This window comes from Pseudomonas sp. S09G 359 (assembly GCF_002843605.1).
In the GTDB taxonomy this organism is placed as follows: Bacteria; Pseudomonadota; Gammaproteobacteria; order Pseudomonadales; family Pseudomonadaceae; genus Aquipseudomonas.
Genome location: NZ_CP025263.1, coordinates 2,297,014 through 2,321,234 on the forward strand (window position 1 = coordinate 2,297,014; position 24,221 = coordinate 2,321,234).

The following is a 24,221-nucleotide window of genomic DNA, read 5'->3' on the forward strand; positions in this document are numbered from 1 at the left end:
CTCCGCGTCGCTCAAACAATGTTGAACATGGGCTGGTCGTATTCAACGGGCTGACCGTCTTCGACCATGATTGCCTCAATGACCCCACTGCAGGTTGCCTCCACGGTGTTCATCATTTTCATGGCTTCCACGATGCACAAGACATCGCCCTTTGCCACGGATTGGCCAATCTCAACGAACGCTGCTGAAGTCGCCGATGCCTTTCGGTAGAACACGCCCACCATCGGTGCCGAGATAACCGTCCCGACGGGTTTAGGCTTGACCGGAGCCTGCTGCAGTTCGGCTATCTGTGGAGCGTCCACCGCGGGGATGTGAGCGGCGGGTTTACTGTCTCGACGAAGGCGGACCCGATTGTTGCCTTCTTTGAAATCGATCTCCGCCAGGCCCGAGCCTTCGATCAACTTGACCAGTTCTTTTACTTTTTCAATGTCCATGCAACTGCAACCTTATGTTTGGATTAGGGGCTTAACGTCATGTCGGACTACCTAAGGAGGTTGCCCTTAGACGTTTCACGCAGCGTGAGAATCGCTAACAAGGCACACACCGCAGCACCCGCCATGAAATAGCCCGGTACCAGTAAATTGCCGGTCTTGGTGATAATCGAGGTGACCACGTAGGGGGTGATCCCACCGCCCAGGATGGCGCCCAGGTTGATGCTGATCGCCATGGCCGTGTAGCGCACACGTGTCGGAAATTGCTCGGCGTAAGTCGGGTAGCCCACCGATTGCACGATTGGCATGGGCAAGGTGGCGACAAACATTGCCAGCGCAGCGATCCATAGGCTGCCGCTGTCCATCAGGATCATCATGGGAATCACCAGAATGGCGTAGCCTAGAAAGCCGATGCTCAGTGCCTTCCGGCGACCGATACGGTCTGACAAACCACCCCAGAAGGGCATCATCGCCGCCATGCACAGGCTGATCACTGCAATCACCCAGTAGACTTTGGATTTGTCGAAATGCAGGTAGGTGGTCAGGTAGATGTTCATGAACACCATCCCGATGAAGTAACCCGCATTCTGCGCAGACGCAAATACGATGACCCGCAGCAGTGCCGGCAGGTTTTTGCTGAACACCTCTTTGACCGGTGCTACCGGTGGCTTTTCCTTCTCCAGGAAGGCTTTGAATTCCGGCGTTTCTTCAACGTTATGCCGCATGTAAAACGAAAACATAACCAGCGGGATGGACAGGAAGAACGGGATACGCCAGCCCCATGCCTGCAGTTGCTCGGCACTGAGCAACCCGGTGGTGATACCGCAGACAATCGCGCCGGTGGCGCCACCCACGGCAACGCCCAGCGGTGTGAATGAACCGAAGAACCCGCGTCGGCCGTTGGGAGAAGATTCCGCCACAAACGCTGCGGCGCCTACCACTTCGCCGCCGGCGAAGAAGCCTTGGGACAGTCGCAACAGCACCAGCAGGATAGGCGCGGCCAGGCCGATCTGGGCGGTGGTCGGCAGCACCCCAATAAGAGCGGTGGCGGTGCCCATGCCGATCACGGTGCTGAGCAGTACTCGACGTCGGCCGATGCGGTCAGCAAGGCGGCCGAGCAGCACGCCGCCGATCGGGCGGATGACAAAGGCAATGCCGAATACCGCCAAAGTGGCGAGGAGGGCGGCGGCGGGATTGTCCCCGGGAAAGAACAGTGGGGCGATGATGGTCGCCATATACCCGTAGATACTGAACTCATAGTATTCAACGGCGGTGCCGGTGGCCGAGGCCATAGCTGCGCGCTTGGCAATCACGGCCGACTGCGTTGTACCGCCGGTGGCGTGTGCCTCGACGTCGATGTGCGGGGAGTGCGTATTTTCAGAGAGAACACGAGACATAAATACCTTCCACTCTGGCCAATGGCCAAAAGAGTTAAGTGGCAGAGGGGCCTGCCTTGAAAGTGACGTACTGAAAACCGACAGTGCACAGTTCATCCGGGCATTCAGGCGCCCAGACGCATCCGTCATTGACTATTCAGCTCTCAGACGAGGTTTTAAGCTCGGCAGTTAAAACGAGGGGTTTGATTCACGAGGCATGGTTGTTTCCTTTTTATTATGGGTAAACGTTATGGGTGTCACTCAAATACGCGTACGCGCGGGCTTTTGAATGGTGATGCCTTCCTTGAGCAGGGCTTGCCTGATGGCACTGGCAAACGCTGCAGCGCCGGGCTGGTCGCCGTGCAGGCAAAGTGTGTGTGCCGTCACCGGTACCCAGGTCCCTTGGGTGGTGCGCACTTCGCCTAAATGCAGCATGTTCATGACCTGATCGATGGCCTCATGGAGGTTTTCGATCATTGCGCCAGGCTGGTTGCGTGGCGTCAGTGTGCCGTCCTCCTGGTAGCTGCGATCGGCAAACACTTCCTGTGCCACGGTCAAGCCACAGGCTTGGGCGGCGGTGACCAAGGCGCTTCCCGACAAGCCGAAAAGAATCAGGCTCGGATCAATGTCTTTTACTGCCCGGCAAATCGCATCGGCAGTGGGGCGGTGCACCGCCGCGAAGTTGTAAAGCGCACCATGGGGTTTGACGTGGCGCAGTTCGACCTTGGCCGCTTTGGTAAAGCCCAGCAACGCACCGACTTGGTAAACGATGAGTTCGTACACTTCATCCTCGGACAGCGTCATCATTCGGCGACCGAAACCTTGCAGGTCGTCAAAGCCAGGATGGGCACCGATTGCCACACCCAACTGTGCTGCCAGCGCCACGGTTGAGCGCATGGAACGCGAATCCCCGGCGTGAAAGCCGCAGGCGATATTGGCTGAGGTGAGGTGTGGAAGAATCGCCGCATCGTCGCCTGCGCGATAAATGCTGAAACCTTCGCCAAGGTCGCTGTTGAAGTCTATTTCAGGCATTAAAGGCCTCCATCGCTTTGAGCGTGCGAGCGCGGGTGAGCAGCAATGCTTCGGCGGCGCTCAAATCTATAAGAGAGAATCGCAACTTGTCGCCCGGCAGTAACTGCGCGAGCCGTGGCAGATCGACACTGGCTACTTGGGCGATACGTGGATATCCGCCGGTCGTTTGTCGGTCAGCCATCAAGATCAGCGGCTTGCCGCTGGGAGGCACTTGGACGGTGCCGAACGCGACACTTTCCGATAACAGTTCTTTGGGCGAAGACAACGCCAGCGGTGTGCCATCGAGTCGGTAGCCCATACGGTCCGAGTCACCGCTCAGGGTGTAGTCATGGTTCAAGAAGTGCGCTTGGGACTCGGCGGAGAAGTCCTTCCATTCTCGCCCCGCGATCACTCTGATCGGTTCGCAGACGACCGCTTCATAAAGCCCAAAGTTGGAGCGGGGGCTTAGGCGAGGCGGGTTGGCAAACGATGAGCAGATAGGGATCATATCCCCGGCTTGCAGCGCACGGCCGCGCAGCCCGCCGAACCCGCCCCGGGAGTACGTGCTGGTGCTGTTCATCAACGGGTGCAGCAAAAAGCCGCCAGCTACCGCGAGGTAACTGCGGGCGCCCTGTCGCCGTTTGCCGAAACTCAAGGTACTGCCTGGAGACACCAGGGCTGCCACGCCGGGCTTGAGCGGAATCGCATCCAGCTCGGCGCCGAGGTCCGCGCCGGCGAGCGCAATCACGGCTTTGGCCTGAAAGAGCAGCGTCGGGCCCTGCAGGGTCATTTCCAACGTGCTGAAGGTACGAGGGTTGCCGACCAGCAGGTTGCACAGGGCATGCGCATCCTCATCCATCACGCCGGTCACGGGTACGCCCCAATGCTGGAAACCATGCCGTCCGGTGTCCTGGAAAGTAGATAGCATGCCGGGTTTGATTACCTTGATGGTCACTTCGTGTTCTCCCGAGCCAACAGGTCAAACTCATGGCGGGTAATGGGTACGAATCGAATCCGGTCGCCGCCCTGTAAACGACACGGCGGCTGACTCAAGGGGGAAAACATGGGCAGCGGTGTACGCCCTATGAGGTTCCAACCGCCGGGGAGGTCAGCCGGGTAAATCACGCTTTGTCGGTTGGCGATGCCGATGCTGCCTTGCTTGACCAGCGTGCGCGGTGTGGCGCGACGCGGCAGCGACAGAGCGTTGTCGTGCATGCCTATGTAGGGATGGCCTGGCGCGAAACCGACCATCAATACATCCAGCCAGTCGGCCGAGTGAGCGGCGATGACCTCGTTGGTGGTCAGGCCGCTGGCCTGCGCGATATCTTCAAGATCCGGTGCATATTCCGGGTCGTAGCACACGGGGATGTCGAGGCGAGCGCCGGTCGTTGCGGCAGCACTGCGCGAATCCTTGAGACGCTCGGTCACAAGTGTGCAGATCGATTCGTAAGGCGACACACCGGGGAAAAGGCTGGCAATTGACTCGGGAGAGTAATGAACGCCGACGGTCACCATCGCAGAGACAACATCCGTGACGCCTGGCAGCTTGCCTTGAGCAGCCAGTGTGCGTAATTGACTGCCGACCGAGGCGGCCTGGCGGTTGAGGTCGATGGAAAATACGCTGCCAAATATCAGGATCACGCAGCGATCACCGCAGGGCTCGAACTGCCATTCAGCGGGTGAAAGAGGCGCTCCTGGCGGCTCATCCAAAATGCGACTGAGGTCGGACATAGTGTTCTCTATCCTCATGCGGCAGGCTAAGCATCGGCCAGGCGCGTGCAGCGAGACAGAGAAAGCACAAGCTTTCACAGGTATCCGGCGCAACACAGCAAGGCTTCACGGCTTGGGAGTGCGCCGTCGCTCTAATGGCGACGGTCGCTTGAACAACAGATTACTTGGCGAACAGCTGGCTCATATCCTTGAACGCCTTGAACTCCAGCGCGTTGCCGCACGGGTCGAACAGGAACATGGTGGCTTGCTCGCCGACCTGGCCTTTAAAGCGAATGTAGGGTTCGATCACAAACTTGGTCGCACGCGCTTTCAAGCGCTCGGCCAGGGCTTCCCATTGTGCCCACTCCAGGATGATGCCGAAGTGCGGAACCGGTACGTCGTGGCCGTCTACCGGGTTGCTGTGCACGCTTTCCTGCGAAGCAGTTTTTGGGTGCTCATGGATGACCAGTTGATGGCCGTAGAAATCGAAGTCTACCCATTGGTCGCTCGAGCGACCTTCGGAAAGACCGAACACCTCACCGTAGAAGTGACGTGTGGCGGCCAGATCGTAGACGGGAATTGCCAGATGGAAAGGGGAGAGGCTCACGGTGGTTTCCTATTGATTTGTTTTGATCTGAATCAATTCTTATCCGGAAACACGGTGGGGAAAAGCGCAAATTCTGTGTCCTGAGCACGAATAATTTCGATGAGTAAATCGGTAACACAGGCTTTTGCACCATTGTTGTTCGTGCTGCACCACGATGGTTCGTACAAACGCTGAAACGCTAGCTGTGCCGCGATTGATTTTCTATCGCCCCTATGCATTCGAAAGGCATCACACCGCGTCAAGAACGCAGGTCCGGAAAATGTTGAACAGGGGCGAATGTTTTTGCCGGTATTTCGAGACCAGTACGATCTCCCTGAAAAACGTCAGCTTGCGCAACTCCAGGACCCTGACATCCTCCGCATGTTCAAGCCAAAGACCCGCCTTGGGTACCAGCGAAACGCCGAGCCCGCTGCGTACCATTTTGACAATGGCATCCAGTTCATCCAGCTCCAGTGCCTGCTGCACGTGGATTTTTTGCTGCTTGAGAAACTGGGTGACCAGCCGCCCGCCAAACGAGCCTCGGTCATACCGCACGAAGGGTTGTTCCGCCAGAATCGCCAGTGGGTCGTCACCCACTACCTCTTTGGACGTGATCAATACGAACGCCTCGCGCGCGATGACTTCGGCATGCAGGTCCTTGGGTAGGGAAAACGGCGGTCTGATCATGATGGCCAAGTCCAACTCGCCGGCGTCCACTTGGCTGAGCAGGTTCAAAGACACACCCGGCACAAGGTTGGTTTCGATGAAAGGCGCCTGTGACTTCAAAGCCACCAGCGCCTGCGGCAGGATCCCGGTCTGAACCGTGCCGATCGCGCCGATTCGCAGTGCTCCGTGGAAGTCATTACCGCTGTCTGCGGCACCCATCCGAGCGAAAAGCCGCAGGATTTCCTCGGCCAGGGGAATGGCACGTTGACCGGCTGAATTGAGCGTCGCTGAGCGTCCGGTACGATCAAACAGTTTGACCCCCAAGCTGTCCTCAAGGCTTTTGATCTGGGCGCTGACGGCCGACTGCGTCAGCCCAACCTGCTGGCCAGCCGCTGCGAACGTGCCCCGCTGCGTAACGCAGATAAATGTCTTCAACTCTCTGATCATGTTGCACCTGGATTCGTGATGGGGTGTTGGCGCAGAAGGTGGTCTGGTTCGCTGTGAGTATTGTTGAGTACTTTTTCCAGGTGCTCAACGAACACGCGCACTCTGTGCGGAACATGGTGACGCGTCGGCAGCACCGCCGTGATCGACAGTTGCTCGGGCAGTACATCCTCAAGGTTCACCCTTACGAGGGAGCCTTCTGCAAGCTCGTTGCGGATATCCCAGTAGGTCAGCATGGCCAGGCCCAGACCTTGTTTGCTTGCAGTGCGCACCGCCTCGACACTGTTGGCGGAAAACGCGCCCTGAGCGCGAATGGCCACAGCGTTATCGCCGTGGGTGAACGGCCAGTAGGGCATGCTATGCAACGCGATGCACTGATGTTGATTGAGGTCATCCAGCACCGTCGGTGTGCCCCATTGCGTCAGGTAGTCCGGGCTTGCGCAGACTACACGCGGGTTTGGTGCCAGGGGTGTGGCCACCAACGTTGAGTCGCGCAGTGTGGCGATGCGAATGGCTACATCAATGCCGAGCCCGGCGATGTCGATGATGCTATCCGATAACGTCAGGTCGACCTTGAGGGTCGGGTTGGCAGCCAGCAACGCTGGGAGCAACGGCATGATGACGGTTTGGCCAAAGACGCTGGGGGCGGTAACCCTCAATGTGCCGCTGGCACTGCCCGCACTGGTTTTCAACGTGGTACGCGCAGCTTCATTGGCCTCGAGCATGGTCTTTGCGTAAGGCAGGTACATTTCGCCTTCCGGCGTGAGTGCGACGGAGCGTGTGGTGCGGTGTACCAGGCGCACTCCCAGCTCTTTTTCCAGGGCCGCCAGACGCCGTGAGACGGTCATCGCCGACAACCCAAGCCGCCGCGCGGCCTCGGACAAACTGTTGCTGATGGCGACGTTGGCGAACACCTCTATCTCGGGAATCTGCATGGCTATAACCGTTTGCGTTAAGGCGCCTTATTGCAAGCGTGCGCTTCTAATGGGCGATTGCCGCGCTTATCGTCGTGGCTGGCGACTAATTGAGGGCAAATCATGACAGCACTAAACTCGCGCATTGTAACTCCATTCGATATGGGCGCTCTTAAACTGAAAAACCGCATGGCGCTTGCACCCATGACACGCGTCAGTGCCAGCGAGAGCGGCAATGCCACACCGACAATGGCCCGATACTACGAGCGTTTTGCTCGTGGCGGTTTTGGCTTGGTCATCACGGAGGGGATCTACACCGATCGGCAGTATGCCCAGGGCTACCTGAACCAGCCCGGTATCACCGACAGCGAACAGGCGCTGGCCTGGCGCGCGGTGGTCGAGGCGATTCATCGCCATCACAGCGCTGCAATCGCGCAGATCATGCACGCCGGCGCATTGAGTCAGGCCAACCGCTTTGTCGATCACGCAGCCGGCCCTTCGGCGATTCGCCCGAAAGGCGAACAGATGAAGTTTTATTACGGCGAGGGTGCATACCGAGTGCCCCGGGCCATGAGCGATGAAGCTATCGCAGATGCCATCGAGGGGTTTGCCCAGGCGGCGAAACGGGCTGTTGAAGTCGCGGGCTTCGATGGTGTCGAGATCCATGGCGCCAACGGCTACTTGCTGGATCAGTTCATGACGGACTATTCCAATCAACGCGAAGATCGATGGGGCGGTGATGTTCGCCAGCGCTTGAGCTTGACGCTTGAGGTTATCGGCGCGGTGAAAAAGGTAACCGGGCACTCGCCGGTGGGTGTGCGTATATCCCAGGGCAAGGTCAATGACTTTCAGCACAAATGGGCGGGTGGCGAGCGCGACGCGCAGGTGATCTTCGCCAGCTTGGCTGACGCCGGGGTCGACTACATCCACGTGACGGAGCATCAAGCCTGGCAGCCGGCCTTTATCGGTAACGAGGCAAGCCTGGTAACGCTGGCTCGCCGTTACGCGCCCGGTGTCACGCTGATTGCCAATGGCGGTGTGCAGACGTTGCAGGATGCCGACCACACCATGCAGAGCGGGGCTGATATCGTTGCAGTGGGCAAGGCCGCGTTGGCCAATCCGGATTGGCTGCAGCGCTCGCTCGAATCGCGTGCGCTGCAGGCCTTCGACCCGTCGCTCCTCGCGCCGATTGCGCATATCAAGGACAGCGAGTTGAAATAGCCGTAGCGAGTTACAGCTCGGCGAGCGGATTCGCTACTATGTAGGTCAACCACCGCCACTCGATTCAAGCCTTTGGAGCACCGAATGCCAAGCCAGAAGGACATGGCCGCCGAAAGCGGCGCGCCGATGATTCCTGAACAACGTCGCGAGTTGATCTTGCGCCAGTTGCGCAAACATCACGTGCTGAGTGTTCATCAGATAATGGAGATGTTCGACTGCTCGCACATGACGGTGCGCCGTGATATCGCGCTGCTTGAGCAGGAAGGCCTGGCGTATTCGGTGACGGGCGGTGTGCGCATTGCCAGCCAGCTTCACAGTGAGCCGAGTCACCAGGTCAAGGCCGTGGTCGAGTTGCCGCAGAAACAAGCCATGGCCAAGCTCGCCGCTCGCCTCCTGGGTGCGGACATGACGGTTTATCTGGATGCGGGCACCAGCACGTTGGAGATCGTGCCCTATATCAAGTTGCTCAGTGGCATGACGGTGGTGACCAATGACTTCGGCGTGGTGCAGGCGTTGATGGATGCACCGCACGTGACGGTGATCCATACCGGTGGGCAGTTGGACCATTCCAATCATTCGTGTGTCGGCGGCCTGGCGGTGGCGACACTGCGTCAGGTGGTGACGGACATCGCCTTTATCTCGACCAGCTCCTGGGACCTGCGACGCGGCATTACTACGCCGTCGGCGCTGAAGGTGGAAGTCAAGCAGGTGGCCATGCAGTCGGCGTCCCAAGCGGTGCTGGTGGCCAGCAGCTCCAAGTACGGCACGTTCAGCCTGTACAAAATTGCCGGGCTGGAGCAGTTCGATGTGATCATCAGTGATGATGCGCTGGCGCCAGCGGCGGCGGATGGGATTCGCAAGCAAGGGGTCGAATTGATGTTGCCGTCCGACCCCCAGCCAGCCTAACGCGCCTTTTCCGTCTCTTGCATAAATTGCCCCAGCTCCTTGCGGTAAAACTTCGCCATGCTCGTGGTGCCATGGCCACGGGTGTCGGCACTCGCGGGGATGAGCAGCAGCCGTGCATGCTTGAGCTCTTTCATCGACGCTTCCAGCCGTCCGGTTTCCGGAGGGTTGCGCTCATCGTCCGCCGAGTTGATGACCAGCACCGGCGCCTGGATCTTGTTCAGGCCAAGGGCTGCGTTGTAGTCGGCGGAAGATTGCCATTGGTAGATAAAGTCATTGGCGTCTGCAGTTTGCGCGGCATTCAAGCGCTCATCCACCCATTTGTCAGCCAGCGCTCGGGTCGGTGCCGCCGCCTGATAGGCGAGGGTGCCACCGCTGGTGCCAACGCTGAACATCGCGTTGGCCAGACGTAGGGAGGGTGGTTGTGCACTGTAGTTGCCGTTGTTCCAGGCCGGATCTTGCTTGATCGACTCGACCAGCAAACGCCGCATCATCCAGTTGCGCGAGGACATCTCGGTGGGTTGGGACGCCATGGGCACCAGCGCGTCCATCATCTGCGGCCAGGTCTGGCCCCACATCCAGGTTTGCATGCCGCCCATGGAGTTGCCGATGATCAGCCGCAGGTGCTTGATCCCCAGGCCTTCGGTCACCAACCGATACTGGGCTTGGACCAGGTCGGTGTAGTTGTACTCGGGGAACTTTGCGCGCAGGCCGTCGGAGGGTTTGCTGGACTGGCCCACGCCGATGCCGTCGGTGGCAATGATGTAGTACTTGCTGGCGTCCAGCGGCTGCCCGGGGCCGAACAGTTCGCCGCCAAAATCCTTGCTCAGCACATCGCTGCCGGGCCGGTAAGTGCCGTGCAGGTAGAGAATGGCGGGGTTCTTGGGGTTGCCGAGGGTGATGTAGTGCAGTTTGAGGTTGGCGAGTTTTTCACCGGTGTGAAAGGTGAACTGCGGGGCGATCCAATCGCCCTCGGTCGCGGCCGGTAACGACGCGGCGCCGACCGCGGAACTGAGCAACGCCAGGGACAACAACAGCCCGATCGCGGGGCGTGGACTGAGTCTATGCATGGGTAGGTCCTATTATTTTTGTTTTAGGCGCCCGTGCATACCAAGGCATGCACGGGCTTGATCACTTAGCGCGCTTTCCAGTCCCGCAACCATTGCAGCCCGGCCGAGGTGTCGCTTTTGGGGCGGTATTCGCAACCGACCCAGCCGTCGTAGCCCAACTCGTCAATCAGCTCGAACAGGTAGGGGTAGTTCAATTCACCCAGGTTCGGTTCGTGTCGGTCGGGCACGCCGGCAATCTGAATATGGCCAATGCCGTTGATGTCGCGAAGCAGTTTGACCGCCAAATCACCTTCGACGATCTGGCAGTGATAGCAGTCAAACTGCACCTTCAGATTGCTTGCGCCGACCTCCTTGCAGATCGCGTGTGCCTGGTCCTGTCGGTTGAGGAAAAACCTCGGCATGTCGCGGGTGTTGATCGGCTCCAGCAACACCGTCACGCCAGCCTGACGTGCTTGGGCGGTCGCGTAAGCCAGGTTCTCCAGGTACACCGCGTGATGGCGCTCACGGTGCTGCTCCGAGGGCAGCAGGCCGGCCATCACGTGGATGCGGGTATTGCCCAGCACGGCGGCGTATTCCAGGGCGCGGTCGAAGCCTGCGCGAAATTCGCTTTCGCGGCCCGGCAAGGTGGCGATGCCGCGTTCGCCCGCCGCCCAGTCGCCGGGCGGCGCGTTGAACAGGGCTTGGACCAGGCCGTTGTCGCTCAGGTGCTGTTTGAGTACCTGGGCGCTGTACTCGTAGGGGAACAGATACTCCACGGCCTCAAAACCATCGGCCGCAGCCGCTGCGAAGCGCTGCAGAAAAGCGTGTTCGGGGTAAAGCATGCTTAGGTTGGCTGCAAAGCGAGGCATGTGAGCTCCTGATGGAAAACGATCAGACAAAAGGCCAGATCAACAGGGTGATAAGGAAACCCAGCGTGCCGAGGAGGGTGGTGATCACCGTCCAGGTCCGCAGGCCGTCTGCCACGTTGAGGCCGGCCAGCTTGGTGAAAATCCAGTAGCCAGCGTCGTTGATGTGCGACATCGCCAGCCCACCACCGCCCATGGCCAGGCACAGCAGGGCCATGTGGTTGGGCGTCAGGTTGAGCGTGGCGATCAACGGGCTGATGATACCTGCGGTAGTTACCAGGGCCACGGTGGTGGAGCCTTGCACGGCGCGCAGCAACATGGTCAGCAAAAAGCCCAGGGCCAGCACCGGCAGCCCGGTGGTACGCAGCAGGTCGGAGACCACCGCGCCGATGCCGGTATCCACCAGCACCTTGCCGAATACGCCACCAGCACCGGCAATCAAAATCACCATGGCCACACCCGGCAGCGCCGAGCCAATCACATCGGAGACCTGGGAACGGCTCCAGCCGCGACGGGAACCGAGCAGCCAGGCACACAGCAAGGTGTCGAGCAGCAGCGCCACCAGGGGCGCACCGAGCACGGTCATGATGCCGCGCAGGGTGGATTCGACCGGCAGCAGTGACGTCGCCAGCGTCCCCAGCAGAATCAACACGATCGGCAACAGGATCAAGCTGACGATCAGGCCGAAACCCGGCGCAGGGGCGGGCGGCAGCTTGGCCACGATACTGCTGGTGGATTCCTCCAGGCCCATGTGCGAGACGGCCTCTGCACCTTGTTGCGCCGCTTGGGTTTTGCCGTCCTGCCAGGCGCGCAGGTCGTCGTTGGTGACATGCGGGCCGTAGACTTCGGCGCGGATATCATCCGACATCGGGTAGAAGCGGCGCGTCATGCGCCCTGCCACCCGATAGCCAACGTAGCAGAGCAACGCCGTCAGCGGCAGCCCGAACATCAGCACCCGGCCCAGGTCCGCACCCAGTTGGCTGGCGGCGGCGACCGCACCTGGGTGCGGTGGCAGAAATGCATGCACTGTAAGCAGCGCTGCGCACATCGGCAACGCGAACATCAGCAACGGCTTGCGAGCACGACGAGCCACGCCGTAGGCCAGCGGCATGAGGATAATCACCCCCACTTCGAAGAACACCGGCACGCCGATAATGAAACCGGCAATCGTCAGGGCAAGGGGTGTGCGTCGATTACCGAAGCGTTCAATCAGGGTCTTGGCCAGTGCCTCGGCCCCGCCCGACAACTCAATGATACGGCCGATCATCGCACCCAAGGCAATGATGATCGCAATGTGGCCGAGGGTCTTGCCCATGCCGCCTTCAATAGTGGCGACCAGATCGGCAGGTTTAACGCCTGCGACCAGGGCCACCAGAATGCTGACCAACATCAGCGCCACAAACGGCTGGAATTTGTATTTGAGCACTAGGAACAGCAGCAAGGCGATGCCCAGGCCTGCGGTCGCCATCAGGATAAGCGGGCTCATGAGCGCGGCCCTTGATGGACAACGCCGGATGGTTTTTTGTCGCTGCAAACATCAACACGAAACTCGATAGTGGTCATGCTGGAAGTCCTGTTGTTTTTATTGTTAAGGGTGTTGCAGGGGAAACCGGTGCCTACCAGTGGGCGCCGAAAACGCTTTCAAGCTCGGCCAGGGCGGCGGCATCCAGCGGCGCCGGGCGCGGGTTGCTCATCAGCCACAAGCGTGCGGTTTCTTCGAGTTCTTCAAGGGCGTAGCTGGCCTTGGAGACTGAGCTTTCCCAAACCACCGGGCCGAGGCGTTCGAGCATCACGCCGCGAACGGTGTTGGCGAGGCGCGCGAGCTGGTCCGCCACATCGGGCGCGCCGGGGCGTTGGTAGTTGATCAGCGGAATGTGCCCGACCTTCATCACCTGGTACGGCGTCAGCGGGGGCAGGATGTCATCCTGGCGCCAAACACCGGCAAGCGTCAGCGCCACCAAATGCGTGGAATGGGTATGCACCACGCCGCCGACGCCAGGGTTGCGATCGTAGACCTGGCGATGCAGGGCCAGGGTTTTTGACGGTTTGTCGCCAGAAACCCATTTGCCCGTCAGGTCGACCTTGGCGATCAGCGCGGGATCAAGGCGGCCCAGGCACGCATCTGTTGGCGTGATCAGCCAGCCGTCGTCCAGACGCGCGCTGATGTTGCCGGCGCTGCCGACGGTGTACCCACGCTGATAAAGGCTGTGGCCGACGGTGCAGATCTCTTCGCGCAAGGCGTTTTCGTTGCTCATTGCGCACCTCCTGCGAGTTGCTTAAGGGCCTTGTCGAAAAAGTCCCTGCCGCCGAAGTTGCCCGACTTGAGGGCCAGTGCCAGCGGTTCGGCAGTGTTGCTGAGGGTTGCGGGAACACCGGGGTCAATCTGCGCGCCAATCTGCAACAGGCGCACACCCAGGGCCGTGACTACGGCGCCAGAGGTTTCACCGCCAGCGACCACGAAGCGTCTTACGCCGGCCTGACGTAGGGCCTGGGCAATTTCTCCCAGGGCGTTCTCTACCAATTCGCCGGCGCGTTCGGCGCCCAGTTGCTGTTGCACCGCCTTGAGTTCATCCGGCGGGCTGGTGGCATAGATCAGTACGGTGTGGGGGTTGCTCAGGGCAAACGCCACGGCATCCGCCACCACCGGCTTACCCGCCGCCAGGGCTAGAGGGTCGATGCGCAGCGCCGGTCGCCCGGCCTCGAGCCACGCGGCGACCTGGCCGTTGGTGGCAATCGAGGCACTGCCTGCCAGCACCACCTCGCCACCGAGTACGGTAGGTAAGGAGGCTGGGTCGAAGTCGCGAAGTTTGCCGGCGCGGCGGAAGTTGTCGGGAAGGCCCAGGGCCAGGCCAGAGCCGCCGGTCAGCAGGGGCAAATCACTGCAAGCGCTGCCGAGGGTGTACAGGTCTTGATCGCTGAGGGCATCCGCGATGGCCATGCCGACGCCTTGGGCGCGCAGCTCAGTAATCTGCTCGCGTACTTTTGGCACACCTTGGGCGATGGTGTCGTAGCGCAGCAGGCCGACCTTTTGTGAGGTTTGTGATTGCAGCACACGGACCAGATTGGCATCGGTCATCGCGGTCAGCGGGTGGTGCTGCATGCCTGACTCATTGAGCAGTTGATCCTGCACAAACAAATGCCCGCGGAAAATGGTTCGGCCGTTTTCCGGAAATGCCGGGCAGGCCAGGGTGAAATCACTGTCCAGCGCCTTGAGCAGGGCCTCGCTGACCTGGCCGATATTGCCGGCGGCCGTTGAGTCAAAGGTGGAGCAGTACTTGAAGAAAATTTGTTCGCACCCTTGTGCGCGCAGCCACTCCAGTGCCGCCAGCGAGTCGGCCACCGCCTGTGCCGCCGGGACAGTGCGCGACTTCAGCGCGATCACGATCGCATCGGCATCCAGCGTCGCAGCGACTTCAGCGCTGGGAATGCCGATGCTTTGCACAGTACGCATGCCGCCGCGCACCAGCATATTGGCCAGGTCTGTGGCCCCGGTGAAGTCATCGGCGATGCAGCCCAGCAAGGGGCGTGCGCAAGGTAGGTTCATGGGGCAATCCTTATACGGGGTCGGTCTTGGCAGTCGGGAGCTCGATGCCAGGGAAAATCTTGATCACTGCCGAATCGTCCTCACGCCCGAACCCGGCACTGGAAGCCTGCATGAACATCTGGTGAGCAGTGGCCGACAACGGCAGCGGAAACTTGCTGGCCCGCGCGGTATCCAGCACCAGGCCCAGGTCCTTGACGAAAATGTCGACAGCCGACAGCGGCGTGTAATCGGCCTTGAGAATGTGCGGCACGCGGTTTTCGAACATCCACGAATTGCCCGCGCTATGGGTGATCACTTCATACAGCGCATCGGCCTCGACCCCTTCACGCAGCCCGAGTGCCATGGCTTCAGCGGCGGCGGCAATGTGTACGCCGGCCAGCAGTTGGTTGATGATTTTCACTTTGGAGCCCAGGCCATGGGCGTCGCCGAGGCGATAGACCTTGCCGGCCATGCCCGCGAGCACCTCGTCAGCTTTTGCATAAGCCTCGGCTGGACCGGAGGTCATCATGGTCATCTCGCCGGCAGCCGCTTTGGCGGCACCCCCGGAAATTGGTGCATCCAGGTACAACAGGCCTGCGCTGCTCAACCGCTGACCCAGGTCTACCGCGTAGGTAGGGGCCACCGTGGCGCAACCAATCACCAGACTGCCGGGGCGCAAGGCGGCGACGGCGGCATTTTCCCCAAACAGTACCGTCTCGGTTTGTTCGGCATTGACCACCACGGTGATGATCACATCGCACGCGGCCGCCATCTGCGCAGGAGAGTGGCAGGCAACGCCCCCTTCACTGGCAAACTGCTGCGTGACGGTTTCGCGCACATCACAGGCATGCACGTTGAAGCCGCTGCGCAACAGCGAGCGGGCAATACCCAGCCCCATCGCGCCTAAGCCGATAACACCAACATTCTTGTTATTCATGGAGGCTCCGTAAAAAGGCATCAGGTACGTGAACACCACAACGGTGCGGACCGTTATCCAGGTGCAGGTAAGGGGAGGCAGGCGCCAACGTGTTCGCTGGCAGGGCATTCGGGGAGTGGTCGATCATCGTTGCCATCCTGTTTTGTTTTTTTGTCAGGGTGTCATGCGTGTTGGAGAGATAATCCTCCAATGATCGGATTATGTGAAGTTATTTTTTGATTTAACATTATTTAACATCGCGCCGCCTTTGCACCTGTCATTCATAGGCATGCGCAATGTCGCGACACGCCGGCTAGCCATGGCGTGTTAAAAAATGCGCCTGCACTAAAACGTGAGCGGGGGCTTTGGCGGTGTTCACTGGTGGGGGCGGGTGGAGAGGGCGTCGCGAGGTTCAGAGTTGGCTCAGGTCACTCGGTTGCAAACCGCTGTCTTTTTATCCGGTACATATCGCCGTCCGCATGCCTGAGCAGCGCGTCGGCATCTTCCCCGTCGGTCGGGTAAAACGCCACGCCGATACTGCAGGACGGCATGGCTAACCCGCCAAATTCAGGCCCCAGCGGCTCGGCCATGACCGCGAGTATGTGTGCCACTTTCGCGGATACGGCCTCCCGTGACTGAATCTCCGTGAGCATCAGCGTGAACTCATCACCGCCCATCCGGGCGACCAGGTCGCTCTCACGCACGCAGCACTCCAGCCTGCGTGCAATCGCACAGAGCACGCGATCGCCCATCCCGTGGCCATGCACATCATTGATGCCCTTGAAGTCATCGATGTCGACAAACAGCAACGCCAGGCTGCGGTTGTGGCGCTGCGCCGCCTGCAGGGCGGCGTCCAGTCGAGCGTTGAACAGCGAGCGATTGGTTAGGGCCGTCAGCGGGTCATGATGGGCGAGGAAGCGTAATTCTTCCTCGGCCTGGGTGAGCGCCGTCACATCCCGTGCGACGCCGATCCGCGCCTCCACCTCGGCGGACCAGAAGGCCGCCCACAGGATGTGCACTACGCTGCCATCCTTGCGGATATAGCGGTTGCGGAAGTCGACATGGGGTTGGCCATTCATGACCCGCACAATCGAGGAGCGGGTGCGCGCCAGGTCTTCAGGGTGCATGTAATGGGTGATCAAAGTGCCAATCAGCTCGTCGGCCCGGTAGCCGAGCAGGGCCTCACAGGCATCGCTCACAAACACGATCTGGTTATCACGGTCGACGACGAAGACCGTGTCCAGCATCAGGTGGATCAGTTTGGGGTACAGGGCTTGTAGATCAACGGGCATGGGGAGGCGGGCGTCTGGTTCAGATGGGTCGATCATAGCCCGATCATGTCGGGGCGCGGCGAGGAATCCTGCATATTTTTAATGGGCTGCTGAAGCCTTGGCACGGGGCTGTGATGCTGCCGGGAAAACAGAAATCTGGATCCAACGTGACGGTCCCACCTCGTTTTTGCTATAGGCACAATTTCAGGTTGATCTTAAAAACTATCACTTTTCACAGGTGTCTGCGCTGCGCAGGCTTGCGACGATACTGCGAACGTTTGATCTGAGCTTGGCACCGCCTTTACAGCGACTGTGTGGCAGCTCGTAGGAGAGGTCGTAATGGATAACGCGCGCGCCGTTAACACTGTTTCTGCGATCCAGGTGCTGGACGCGGTGGTGGAGTCACGACCTGTAATCAAAAGCTGGCTGATATCCACCTGATGTACAAAGATCCAAATGTGGGGGGGGCGGTGCGACGATTCGACTTGCCCCTCCCACATTTTTTGACCGAGTTTATGCAGTTACCGCATCTGCAGATTAATCGGGCTGCTGCTCGCGGGGTCCGTATGCTCACGCAGCGAATTCAAAGTCACCCAGCATGTGGCAGTGTCGGGCTTCGTGAAAAACGCGTTCGACAAGGAATACGTCACCAACAACCGTGATGATGAAATCATCGATGTGGGTGCGCCGCGCACGTTTGGCATGGCGGTGCGCTACGACCTGTAAATGACGGGCGGCGGTTGCGCCACACGCCAAACGCGCCTGGCTGAATATCAGCGCTGGGGTGCACTGAACCACTTGGGATGCAGCACCGGGAAGTGCGCCTTGAGCCAATCCACAAACGCCTCGACTTGCGGCGCAAGGTGGGTTCGGCTTGGGTACAACACCGAAACCAGGCGCGGGCGCGGGCGCAAGTCACTCAGCACTTCGACCAGTTCGCCTTTCGCCAGGAATGACTCAACGGTGATACCGGGAGCCTGGATAATGCCAAACCCGGCAACCGCACATTGCACGTAGGCATTGGACTCGTTCACGGTAATACCCACGCTTGGCACGTAGGGCAGGTCTTCACCGTCTATCGAAAAGTGCCAGGCCAGCGGCCGCTTGTTGTGCCCCGAGAGGAAATTGACCCCGCGATGCTCGCCCAGGCTCTGCACGGTGTCTGGCACTCCCCACGCGGTGAGGTAGTCGGCGGAGGCGCACGTGACCATGGTGGCGGTGCCTATTTCACGGGCGACCATGCTCGAATCCGGCAACTGGCCGATGCGCAAGGCACAATCAATACCCTCGGCGACCAGATCGACCGTGCGATCCGTCACACCCAAGACCAGATCGATATCGGGATACGCCAGGGTGAAGGTGCGCAGGCTTTCCATAAAACTGCGCTGGGCAAAGGCGGTTGGGATGTCCACGCGCAGCCTGCCGCGTAAGGTCGAGCCGCTGCGATCGAACATCGCGGTGGTGTCGGCGATGGTCGCCAGAATCGCCTTTACACGCTCGTAAAAGCGCTCGCCCTCGGCCGTCAGTTGCACCTTGCGCGTGGTGCGCTGGAACAGGCGTACACCCAGGGATGCCTCCAGGTCTTGAATGGTGCGTGTGACATGCGGCCGTCCGGTCTGAAGCGCATCGGCCACTTTGGTAAAGCTGCCCAGCTCGGCCAGTTTTGCAAATACCTGCATTGCCTGTAAAAGCTCCATCCGCTGCTCCACAAGGGTGATTGTTGCCTGCAAGGATAACAATCCTGACTGGCTGTGCGCATTTATCCCCGCAAGCGATCCCTCGACACTGTGCGCCTCGCCGCCAGCACTGACGCTGCCGGCCGCCCTGGAGACAGATAATGAAAGCATGGCTTTTGCAGGAATTCGGCTTGGACAACCTTGTGCAGGCCGAAGTCGAAACCCCCGTACCCAAGGCGGGTGAGTTGCTGGTCAAGGTGGGCGCGGTCTCGCTCAACTTTCGTGACAAAGCGATTGTCGACGGGATCTACGAGCCACACCGCGTACCCAAGCCGCTGATCCCAGTGAGTGATATGGCCGGCACGGTGGTAGCCGTTGGCGCGGGTGTTACTCGTTTTGCGCTGGGCGAGCGGGTCAACTCCCATTTGTATTCGCGCTGGCTGGACGGCATGCCCGGCCCGGATGAACCCGATTATTGCTTTGGCTCGCCACTGCCAGGCGGCCTGGCGGAGTACATGATTGTTCATGAGGACAGTGCCGTGCGCGCACCGCACGACATGTCGGATGAAGAGGCATCGACACTGCCGATCGCTGCGTTGACTGCCTGGTATGCCCTGGTGGATTACGGCCAGGTGCAGGCCGGCCAGACGGTGTTGGTGCAAGGCTCAGGCGGCGTTTCGGTGTTTGCCGCACAGATCGCCACGGCACTGGGTGCCAAGGTCATCGTTACGTCCAGCCGCGATACCAATCTCGCAGCCTTGAAGCAACTGGGTGCCGTTGCGGGCGTCAACTACAGCACCCACCCCGAGTGGGCTGCCCAAGTGCTCGAACTCACCGACGGCCAAGGCGTCGATCTGTTGCTCGACGTGGCCGGCGGGGATGGAATCAACCAGTCCATCGCCGCCACCAAGGTGGGTGGGCGGATTGCCCAGATCGGCTTCCTGACCGGTCAGACCTCGGCCCTCAACCTGATGCCGATGATCTTCCGCCAAACCACGATCCGCGGCATCGCCGTGGCCCCGCGCAGTTCGTTCGACCGTATGAATGCGTTTCTCGATGAGCACCGCATTCGCCCGGTCATTGATCATGTGTATGCGTTTGATCAGGCCGTCGAGGCCTATGAACACCTCGCCAGGGGGGCGTTTGGCAAGGTAGTGATCAAGGTCGGCTAGGGGCGGGGTCTACCGGGCAGGCGGGTTTGCTTGGCAAAGCAAACCCGCTTAGCCGTCAGCGCATCTGCAGAATAATGGGGCTGCTGCTCGCCGGGTCCGTATGCTCACGCAACTTGCCCACCGCCTTGGCCTCCACCGCGCCGCCCCTGTTACCCCAGGTACCGCGCACATAGGTCAACACCTCGGCAATCTCCGCGTCGGACAACTGCTCCCGAAACGCCGGCATGCGGTACGCATCCGGCACACCGGCGGCGACGATGCGTTGCGAGCCGTTGAGGGTGATGTTGATCGCCGAAGCACTCTCCTTGGCCAGGGCCGAAGTGGCGCCGGCCAATGGTGGCATCCACTCCGGCTGGCCTTTGCCATCGGCGCCGTGGCAGGACGCACAGCGTGTCGCGTAAGTGTGGGCGCCGGGGATGTCCTGGCGCGTGTCCGCGGTTACGTATTGCCATGGCGAACCGTCACGCTGCGGGTCGCCAGGCAGGGTTTTGAGGTAGCGCGCGATGGCAGCCAGGTCGTCGTCGGCCATGAACTGCGTGGAGTTATTGAAGGCTTCGGTCATCGAACCGTAGACCACCGCATGTTTATTGCGCCCGGTCTTGAGGAACTGCACGATCTCCGGCTCGCTCCAGCGGCCCAGGCCGGTGTTGTGATCCTGGCGCAGGCTCGGTGCGTACCAGCCATCCAGCAGCGCCCCGGCGAGGAACGGTGTGCCGGACTCATCCAGCGCCTTCTCGTTGAACGCCAGCCCGCGCGGCGTGTGGCAACTGCCGCAGTGGCCCGGGCCCTGTACGATGTAGGCGCCACGATTCCACAGCGCGTCCTGTTCGGGTTTGGCCGCGTAGGTGGCGGTCGGTGCGAACACGCCGTTCCACAGGGCGATGGGCCAGCGCAGATTCAGCGGCCAGGGAATGCTGCTGGGGATATTCGCCTGGCTGGCTGGTTGCACGCCCTGCATGAAAAACGCATACATCGCGCGAATGTCATCGTCACTCAGCTTCACGTAAGACGGGTAGGGCATGGCCGGGTACAACCGGCGGCCGCCCGGTGCCACGCCATGGCGCACCGCGCGGTCGAAGTCGGCCAGGCTGTAGGCACCGATGCCGTTGGCTTTGTCGGGGGAGATGTTGGTGGCGTGAATGTTACCCAGCGGCGTGGCCATTTCCAGGCCACCGGCAAACGGGGCCTTGCCCGGCAGGCTGTGGCAGGCGACGCAGTCGCTGAGGCGGGCGACATATTCGCCACGGCTGACCAGCGCCGGGTCGGCAGTGGCGGCCTGCGCCTGTTCAAACGGGGTGGCGGGCTGGCGGGTGACGTACCAGGCCAGCACACCGGCTGCGACCAGGCAGGGCAGCACCAGCCAGCCTGCGGTTCTTGCGAATCGACGGTTGTTCATGGGCGGTCTCGCTCGGTTAGCTGAAGGTGTGTCGGCTTAATGGCAGGCTGCGAACACGTTGGCCGGTCAGTTGCGCCACCGCATTGGCCACCGCTGGCGCCACGGCGGGCAGCGGCGGTTCACCGATACCGCCCATCTTTTCGCCGCTCTCGACGATTTTTACGTGCACCTTGGCCATCCGCGAGGGCGGCAGGATCGGGTACAGGTCGTAATTTCGCGCCCGTGGTTTGCCGTCCACGTACACCGCTTCTTCCAGCAAGGTTTGCGATAACCCCAAGGCCACCGCGCCATTCACCTGGGCTTCCACAATCGCCGGGTTGACGATGCTGCCGGGGTCGATGGCTTCCCAAATGTGGTGCACCTTGACCTGGCCTTTTTCAATCGACACCTCGGCGATCACCGCCGCGTGGGAGCCGAACGGCGAGGCCATGGCCACGCCGCGTGCGCGTCGGCTGCCGTCTTCGGCCGTGTAGGGGCCACGCTTCCAGCCCCCGGACAACTCGCCCACTGCCTTGAGCAGGGTGGTCAACCGCGGGTTGTCGCGTAGCAGGTGCAGGCGCAGCTCATACGGGTCACGGCCGCCTTTGTCCGCCAGCTCATCAAGAAACGCTTCGTAGAAAAAATCGTTGAGCGAATTGCCCACCGAGCGCCAGTAACCGAGCATGGCCGGGCCTTTGACGTAGATCTGCGCGATGCGTTTGTTGGCGATCGCGTAGCTTTTGCCCGACAACCCTTCGAGGGCGGTGGGGTCGAGTTTTTCACCCTGCTTGCCGGCGATGGCTTCGCTCGGGCCTTCGGTGGCGCTCACCGCTTCGATGGCCACCGGCAAGCCGTCAGCGTCCAGCGCGGCGCGGAACTTGACCACCGCCACCGGGCGCAGCACGTCGCGCAGGAACTCTTCTTCGCGGCTCCAGATCAGCTTGACCGGGCGGCCCACCGCCTTGGCCAACGCAATGGCCTGCGGGTAGGGGCTGGCCGAGTCGTAGAGGAAATGCCGGCCGAAAAAACCGCCCAGCAGCGGCGAGTGCAGGTTGATCTGCGCAGGCGCCAGGCCGGTGCGCTTGGCGATATCGGCGCGGAACATATCGGGCGCCTGGTTGGGCAGCCAAATGTCCAGCGTACCGTCGGCGTTGAAGCGCGCCAGGGCCGATGGCGGCTCCAGCTGCGCGTGGTTGACGTACTGGTTGTGGTAAGTGGCTTCGACCGTGGTCTTGGCGTTTTTCAGCGCGGCGGCCACGTCGCCTTGGTTTTCGTCGTCACGGGCCGGGCCTTGCTGGGCGCCGAGAAATTCGAAGTACTTGTCGCTGGAGAAATCGGCGGGCATGGCGCGAACTTTGGAGTCGGCCCCCGGTTCCTGCCAGTCGACCTGAATCGCCTCCACCGCGCGCTTGGCATGCCACCAGCGTTCGGCCACCACCGCCACGGCACCGGGCAGTTGGTGCACCGAGTGCACGCCTTTCATAGCCTCGACTTGCGCCTGGTTACGCAGGCTACCCACGGTCATGCCCAGGCGCGGCGCGTGCTGTACGGCGGCGTGCAGCATATCGTCGACTTTCAGGTCGATGCTGTACAGCGCTTTGCCGGTGGATTTGTCGTAGGCGTCCACGCGTTTCACCGGCTTGCCGATCCAGCGGAATTGGCTCGGGTCACGCAGCGTGATAGTGGAAGGGTCAGGCACCGGCATGTCCAGGGCGCGGGCGGCCAACTCGCCGTAACCCACGGAGCGACCCGAGGCTGCGTGCACCACGCGGCCGGGTTGGGTGGTCAGTTGCGCCACCGGCACTCCGAGCTGTTCGGCACCGGCCTGCAACAGCATCGCGCGGGCCAGGGCGCCAAGGCGACGCATGGTCGGGTAGCTCATGCGCACCGACATGCTGCCGCCGGTAATGCGCATACCGTTGTCCATCACCACGTAGGCGTCGCCGGGCGGCGCGGCTTCAACGATAAAGGTGGCCGGGTCGGCATCCAGTTCCTCACCGACAATCTGCGCCATGGCGGTGTGCGTGCCTTGGCCGCCTTCCATGAACGGGCTGAGCAGGCGGATGCTGCCGTCCGGGCGAATCTCCAGGAACGCCGGCACCTGAGTACCGCGTTCTGCGGCAGCGCCAGTGGCGGCTTGTACCCGGGACGCGCCCAGCGGCAGGCCGAAACCGATCACCAACGCCCCGACGGCGGTGCTGGCCAGGAAACGCCGACGCGACAGGTTGACCGGATCACCCAAGACCACGCCAGGGATATCGATAGGCTTGTTCATCAGGCGGTCTCCTTCCCGGCGGCCAGGTCATGCATCGCGGCATGGATGGCGTTGTAGGTGCCGCAGCGGCACAGGTTGACCATCGCCGCGTCGATCTGCGCTGCGGTCGGGGCGGGGGTGTGCTTGAGCAGCGCGGTGGCCGCCATCACCTGCCCGGACTGGCAATAACCACATTGCGCGACCTGGTGCTCGACCCAGGCGCTGACCACGCGTTTGCCGACGTCATCGGCTTCGATGGCCTCGATGGTAGTGATCTCGCGACCGACCACCCCGGCCACCGGCGTGACGCAACTGCGCACCACATTGCCGTCCACCAGCACCGAGCAGGCGCCGCACTGTGCCAGGCCGCAACCGTACTTGGTGCCGGTCAGGCCCAGGTCATCGCGGATGACCCACAGTAAGGGGGTGTCCGCGTCGGCATCGACCTGATAGGCCTTCTGGTTGATACGTAATTCCATGGCTGGTTCACCTGCTGATCAACGGTAGGTGCGGCCGTTTTTTGGTTGCAGTGGCCGCTTATTGTCGAACTCTAGACCACTCGGCAAGGGGTATCTATGCACATGTGGTCAAGTTCGCAGGATCAGGCAAGTATTCGAGAGGATTGCACCAAACAAAGCAGCGCAAAAAATGTGGGAGGGGACATTGTGGCCAATGCACTATTGTGGCGAGCGGGCTTGCCCGCGTTGGGCTGCGTAGCAGCCCCAAAACCTGGCGCTGAGTTCTCTCAGGAAAAATTCAGTGCTTTCACTGGGGCTGCTGCGCAGCCCAACGCGGGCAAGCCCGCTCGCCACAGGTAGTGTGGTTGTCATCACGAGGCGTCCTTGACGATGAGGCAG

22 protein-coding genes are annotated in these 24,221 nt (G+C 61.0%); 3 read left to right on the top strand and 19 right to left on the bottom strand.

Annotated features, from left to right (window positions below; genetic code table 11):
• Window positions 1-11: 11 nt before the first annotated feature.
• The 8 genes from accB to CXQ82_RS10610 all read right to left on the bottom strand — a co-directional run bounded on the left by accB (window position 12) and on the right by CXQ82_RS10610 (window position 7,159).
• The gene (gene accB / locus CXQ82_RS10575) at window positions 12-434 is read right to left on the bottom strand and encodes an acetyl-CoA carboxylase biotin carboxyl carrier protein (protein WP_101268596.1); all 423 of its coding nucleotides are present in this window, start codon (window positions 432-434) and stop codon (window positions 12-14) included.
• A 47-nt stretch (window positions 435-481) separates the two neighbouring features.
• Complete coding sequence (locus CXQ82_RS10580; RefSeq protein WP_101268598.1) at window positions 482-1,828, bottom strand: MFS transporter; 1,347 nt, start codon at window positions 1,826-1,828, stop codon at window positions 482-484.
• A 240-nt stretch (window positions 1,829-2,068) separates the two neighbouring features.
• On the bottom strand, window positions 2,069-2,839 hold the full coding sequence (locus CXQ82_RS10585; protein WP_101268600.1) for a LamB/YcsF family protein: 771 nt from the start codon (window positions 2,837-2,839) through the stop codon (window positions 2,069-2,071).
• The gene (locus tag CXQ82_RS10590) at window positions 2,832-3,773 is read right to left on the bottom strand and encodes a biotin-dependent carboxyltransferase family protein (protein ID WP_101268602.1); all 942 of its coding nucleotides are present in this window, start codon (window positions 3,771-3,773) and stop codon (window positions 2,832-2,834) included. The genes CXQ82_RS10585 and CXQ82_RS10590 overlap by 8 nt, the downstream gene beginning before the upstream one ends.
• Entirely contained in the window at window positions 3,770-4,549 is a 780-nt protein-coding gene (locus tag CXQ82_RS10595; protein ID WP_101268604.1) for an allophanate hydrolase subunit 1, read from the bottom strand. The genes CXQ82_RS10590 and CXQ82_RS10595 overlap by 4 nt, the downstream gene beginning before the upstream one ends.
• Window positions 4,550-4,709: 160 nt before the next feature.
• Window positions 4,710-5,135, bottom strand: a complete 426-nt coding sequence (locus CXQ82_RS10600) for a VOC family protein (RefSeq protein WP_032885513.1) — start codon at window positions 5,133-5,135, stop codon at window positions 4,710-4,712.
• Between the two features lie 228 nt (window positions 5,136-5,363).
• Window positions 5,364-6,227 (bottom strand): LysR family transcriptional regulator, encoded by an 864-nt coding sequence (locus CXQ82_RS10605; RefSeq protein WP_101268606.1) that lies wholly within the window; start codon window positions 6,225-6,227, stop codon window positions 5,364-5,366.
• Window positions 6,224-7,159, bottom strand: coding sequence for a LysR family transcriptional regulator (locus tag CXQ82_RS10610; protein ID WP_101268608.1), 936 nt, complete (start codon window positions 7,157-7,159; stop codon window positions 6,224-6,226). The genes CXQ82_RS10605 and CXQ82_RS10610 overlap by 4 nt, the downstream gene beginning before the upstream one ends.
• A 102-nt stretch (window positions 7,160-7,261) precedes the next feature.
• On the opposite strand from CXQ82_RS10610, the gene CXQ82_RS10615 reads away from it, so the two are divergent.
• Together CXQ82_RS10615 and CXQ82_RS10620 are read left to right on the top strand one after the other, a co-directional pair.
• The gene (locus CXQ82_RS10615) at window positions 7,262-8,359 is read left to right on the top strand and encodes a tRNA-dihydrouridine synthase (RefSeq protein ID WP_101268610.1); all 1,098 of its coding nucleotides are present in this window, start codon (window positions 7,262-7,264) and stop codon (window positions 8,357-8,359) included.
• Between the two features lie 84 nt (window positions 8,360-8,443).
• Window positions 8,444-9,265: a DeoR/GlpR family DNA-binding transcription regulator gene (locus CXQ82_RS10620; RefSeq protein ID WP_101268612.1), complete on the top strand. Its 822-nt coding sequence runs from the start codon at window positions 8,444-8,446 to the stop codon at window positions 9,263-9,265.
• Here CXQ82_RS10620 and CXQ82_RS10625 read toward each other — a convergent pair.
• The 8 genes from CXQ82_RS10625 to CXQ82_RS10660 all read right to left on the bottom strand — a co-directional run bounded on the left by CXQ82_RS10625 (window position 9,262) and on the right by CXQ82_RS10660 (window position 18,566).
• A complete protein-coding gene (locus tag CXQ82_RS10625) occupies window positions 9,262-10,332 on the bottom strand; it encodes an alpha/beta fold hydrolase (protein ID WP_101268614.1) in 1,071 nt (356 codons plus the stop codon). The two genes, CXQ82_RS10620 and CXQ82_RS10625, sit on opposite strands and share 4 nt — an antisense overlap.
• Window positions 10,333-10,397: 65 nt before the next feature.
• On the bottom strand, window positions 10,398-11,180 hold the full coding sequence (otnI, locus tag CXQ82_RS10630; protein ID WP_101268616.1) for a 2-oxo-tetronate isomerase: 783 nt from the start codon (window positions 11,178-11,180) through the stop codon (window positions 10,398-10,400).
• A gap of 22 nt (window positions 11,181-11,202) precedes the next feature.
• A complete protein-coding gene (locus CXQ82_RS10635; RefSeq protein ID WP_101268618.1) occupies window positions 11,203-12,663 on the bottom strand; it encodes an SLC13 family permease in 1,461 nt (486 codons plus the stop codon).
• A gap of 130 nt (window positions 12,664-12,793) precedes the next feature.
• Complete coding sequence (locus tag CXQ82_RS10640) at window positions 12,794-13,432, bottom strand: aldolase (protein WP_101268620.1); 639 nt, start codon at window positions 13,430-13,432, stop codon at window positions 12,794-12,796.
• On the bottom strand, window positions 13,429-14,721 hold the full coding sequence (gene otnK, locus CXQ82_RS10645; RefSeq protein WP_101268623.1) for a 3-oxo-tetronate kinase: 1,293 nt from the start codon (window positions 14,719-14,721) through the stop codon (window positions 13,429-13,431). The genes CXQ82_RS10640 and otnK overlap by 4 nt, the downstream gene beginning before the upstream one ends.
• Window positions 14,722-14,731: 10 nt before the next feature.
• Entirely contained in the window at window positions 14,732-15,658 is a 927-nt protein-coding gene (gene ltnD, locus CXQ82_RS10650; protein WP_256581889.1) for an L-threonate dehydrogenase, read from the bottom strand.
• Between the two features lie 386 nt (window positions 15,659-16,044).
• Entirely contained in the window at window positions 16,045-16,908 is an 864-nt protein-coding gene (locus CXQ82_RS10655; RefSeq protein ID WP_101273758.1) for a GGDEF domain-containing protein, read from the bottom strand.
• A 752-nt stretch (window positions 16,909-17,660) separates the two neighbouring features.
• Window positions 17,661-18,566, bottom strand: coding sequence for a LysR family transcriptional regulator (locus CXQ82_RS10660; RefSeq protein ID WP_101268627.1), 906 nt, complete (start codon window positions 18,564-18,566; stop codon window positions 17,661-17,663).
• A gap of 158 nt (window positions 18,567-18,724) precedes the next feature.
• On the opposite strand from CXQ82_RS10660, the gene CXQ82_RS10665 reads away from it, so the two are divergent.
• Window positions 18,725-19,735 carry an NAD(P)-dependent alcohol dehydrogenase gene (locus CXQ82_RS10665; protein WP_101268629.1) on the top strand — a complete coding sequence of 337 codons (1,011 nt, stop codon included), beginning with the start codon at window positions 18,725-18,727 and terminating at the stop codon, window positions 19,733-19,735.
• A gap of 55 nt (window positions 19,736-19,790) precedes the next feature.
• Here CXQ82_RS10665 and CXQ82_RS10670 read toward each other — a convergent pair whose 3' ends face one another.
• Genes CXQ82_RS10670 through CXQ82_RS10680 form a run of 3 tightly spaced genes read right to left on the bottom strand, consistent with a single transcriptional unit; the run spans window position 19,791 to window position 23,843 of the window.
• Complete coding sequence (locus CXQ82_RS10670; RefSeq protein ID WP_101268631.1) at window positions 19,791-21,131, bottom strand: cytochrome c; 1,341 nt, start codon at window positions 21,129-21,131, stop codon at window positions 19,791-19,793.
• A 16-nt stretch (window positions 21,132-21,147) separates the two neighbouring features.
• Entirely contained in the window at window positions 21,148-23,385 is a 2,238-nt protein-coding gene (locus CXQ82_RS10675) for a molybdopterin cofactor-binding domain-containing protein (RefSeq protein WP_101268633.1), read from the bottom strand.
• Window positions 23,385-23,843 carry a (2Fe-2S)-binding protein gene (locus CXQ82_RS10680; RefSeq protein WP_101268635.1) on the bottom strand — a complete coding sequence of 153 codons (459 nt, stop codon included), beginning with the start codon at window positions 23,841-23,843 and terminating at the stop codon, window positions 23,385-23,387. The genes CXQ82_RS10675 and CXQ82_RS10680 overlap by 1 nt, the downstream gene beginning before the upstream one ends.
• Window positions 23,844-24,221: the final 378 nt, after the last annotated feature.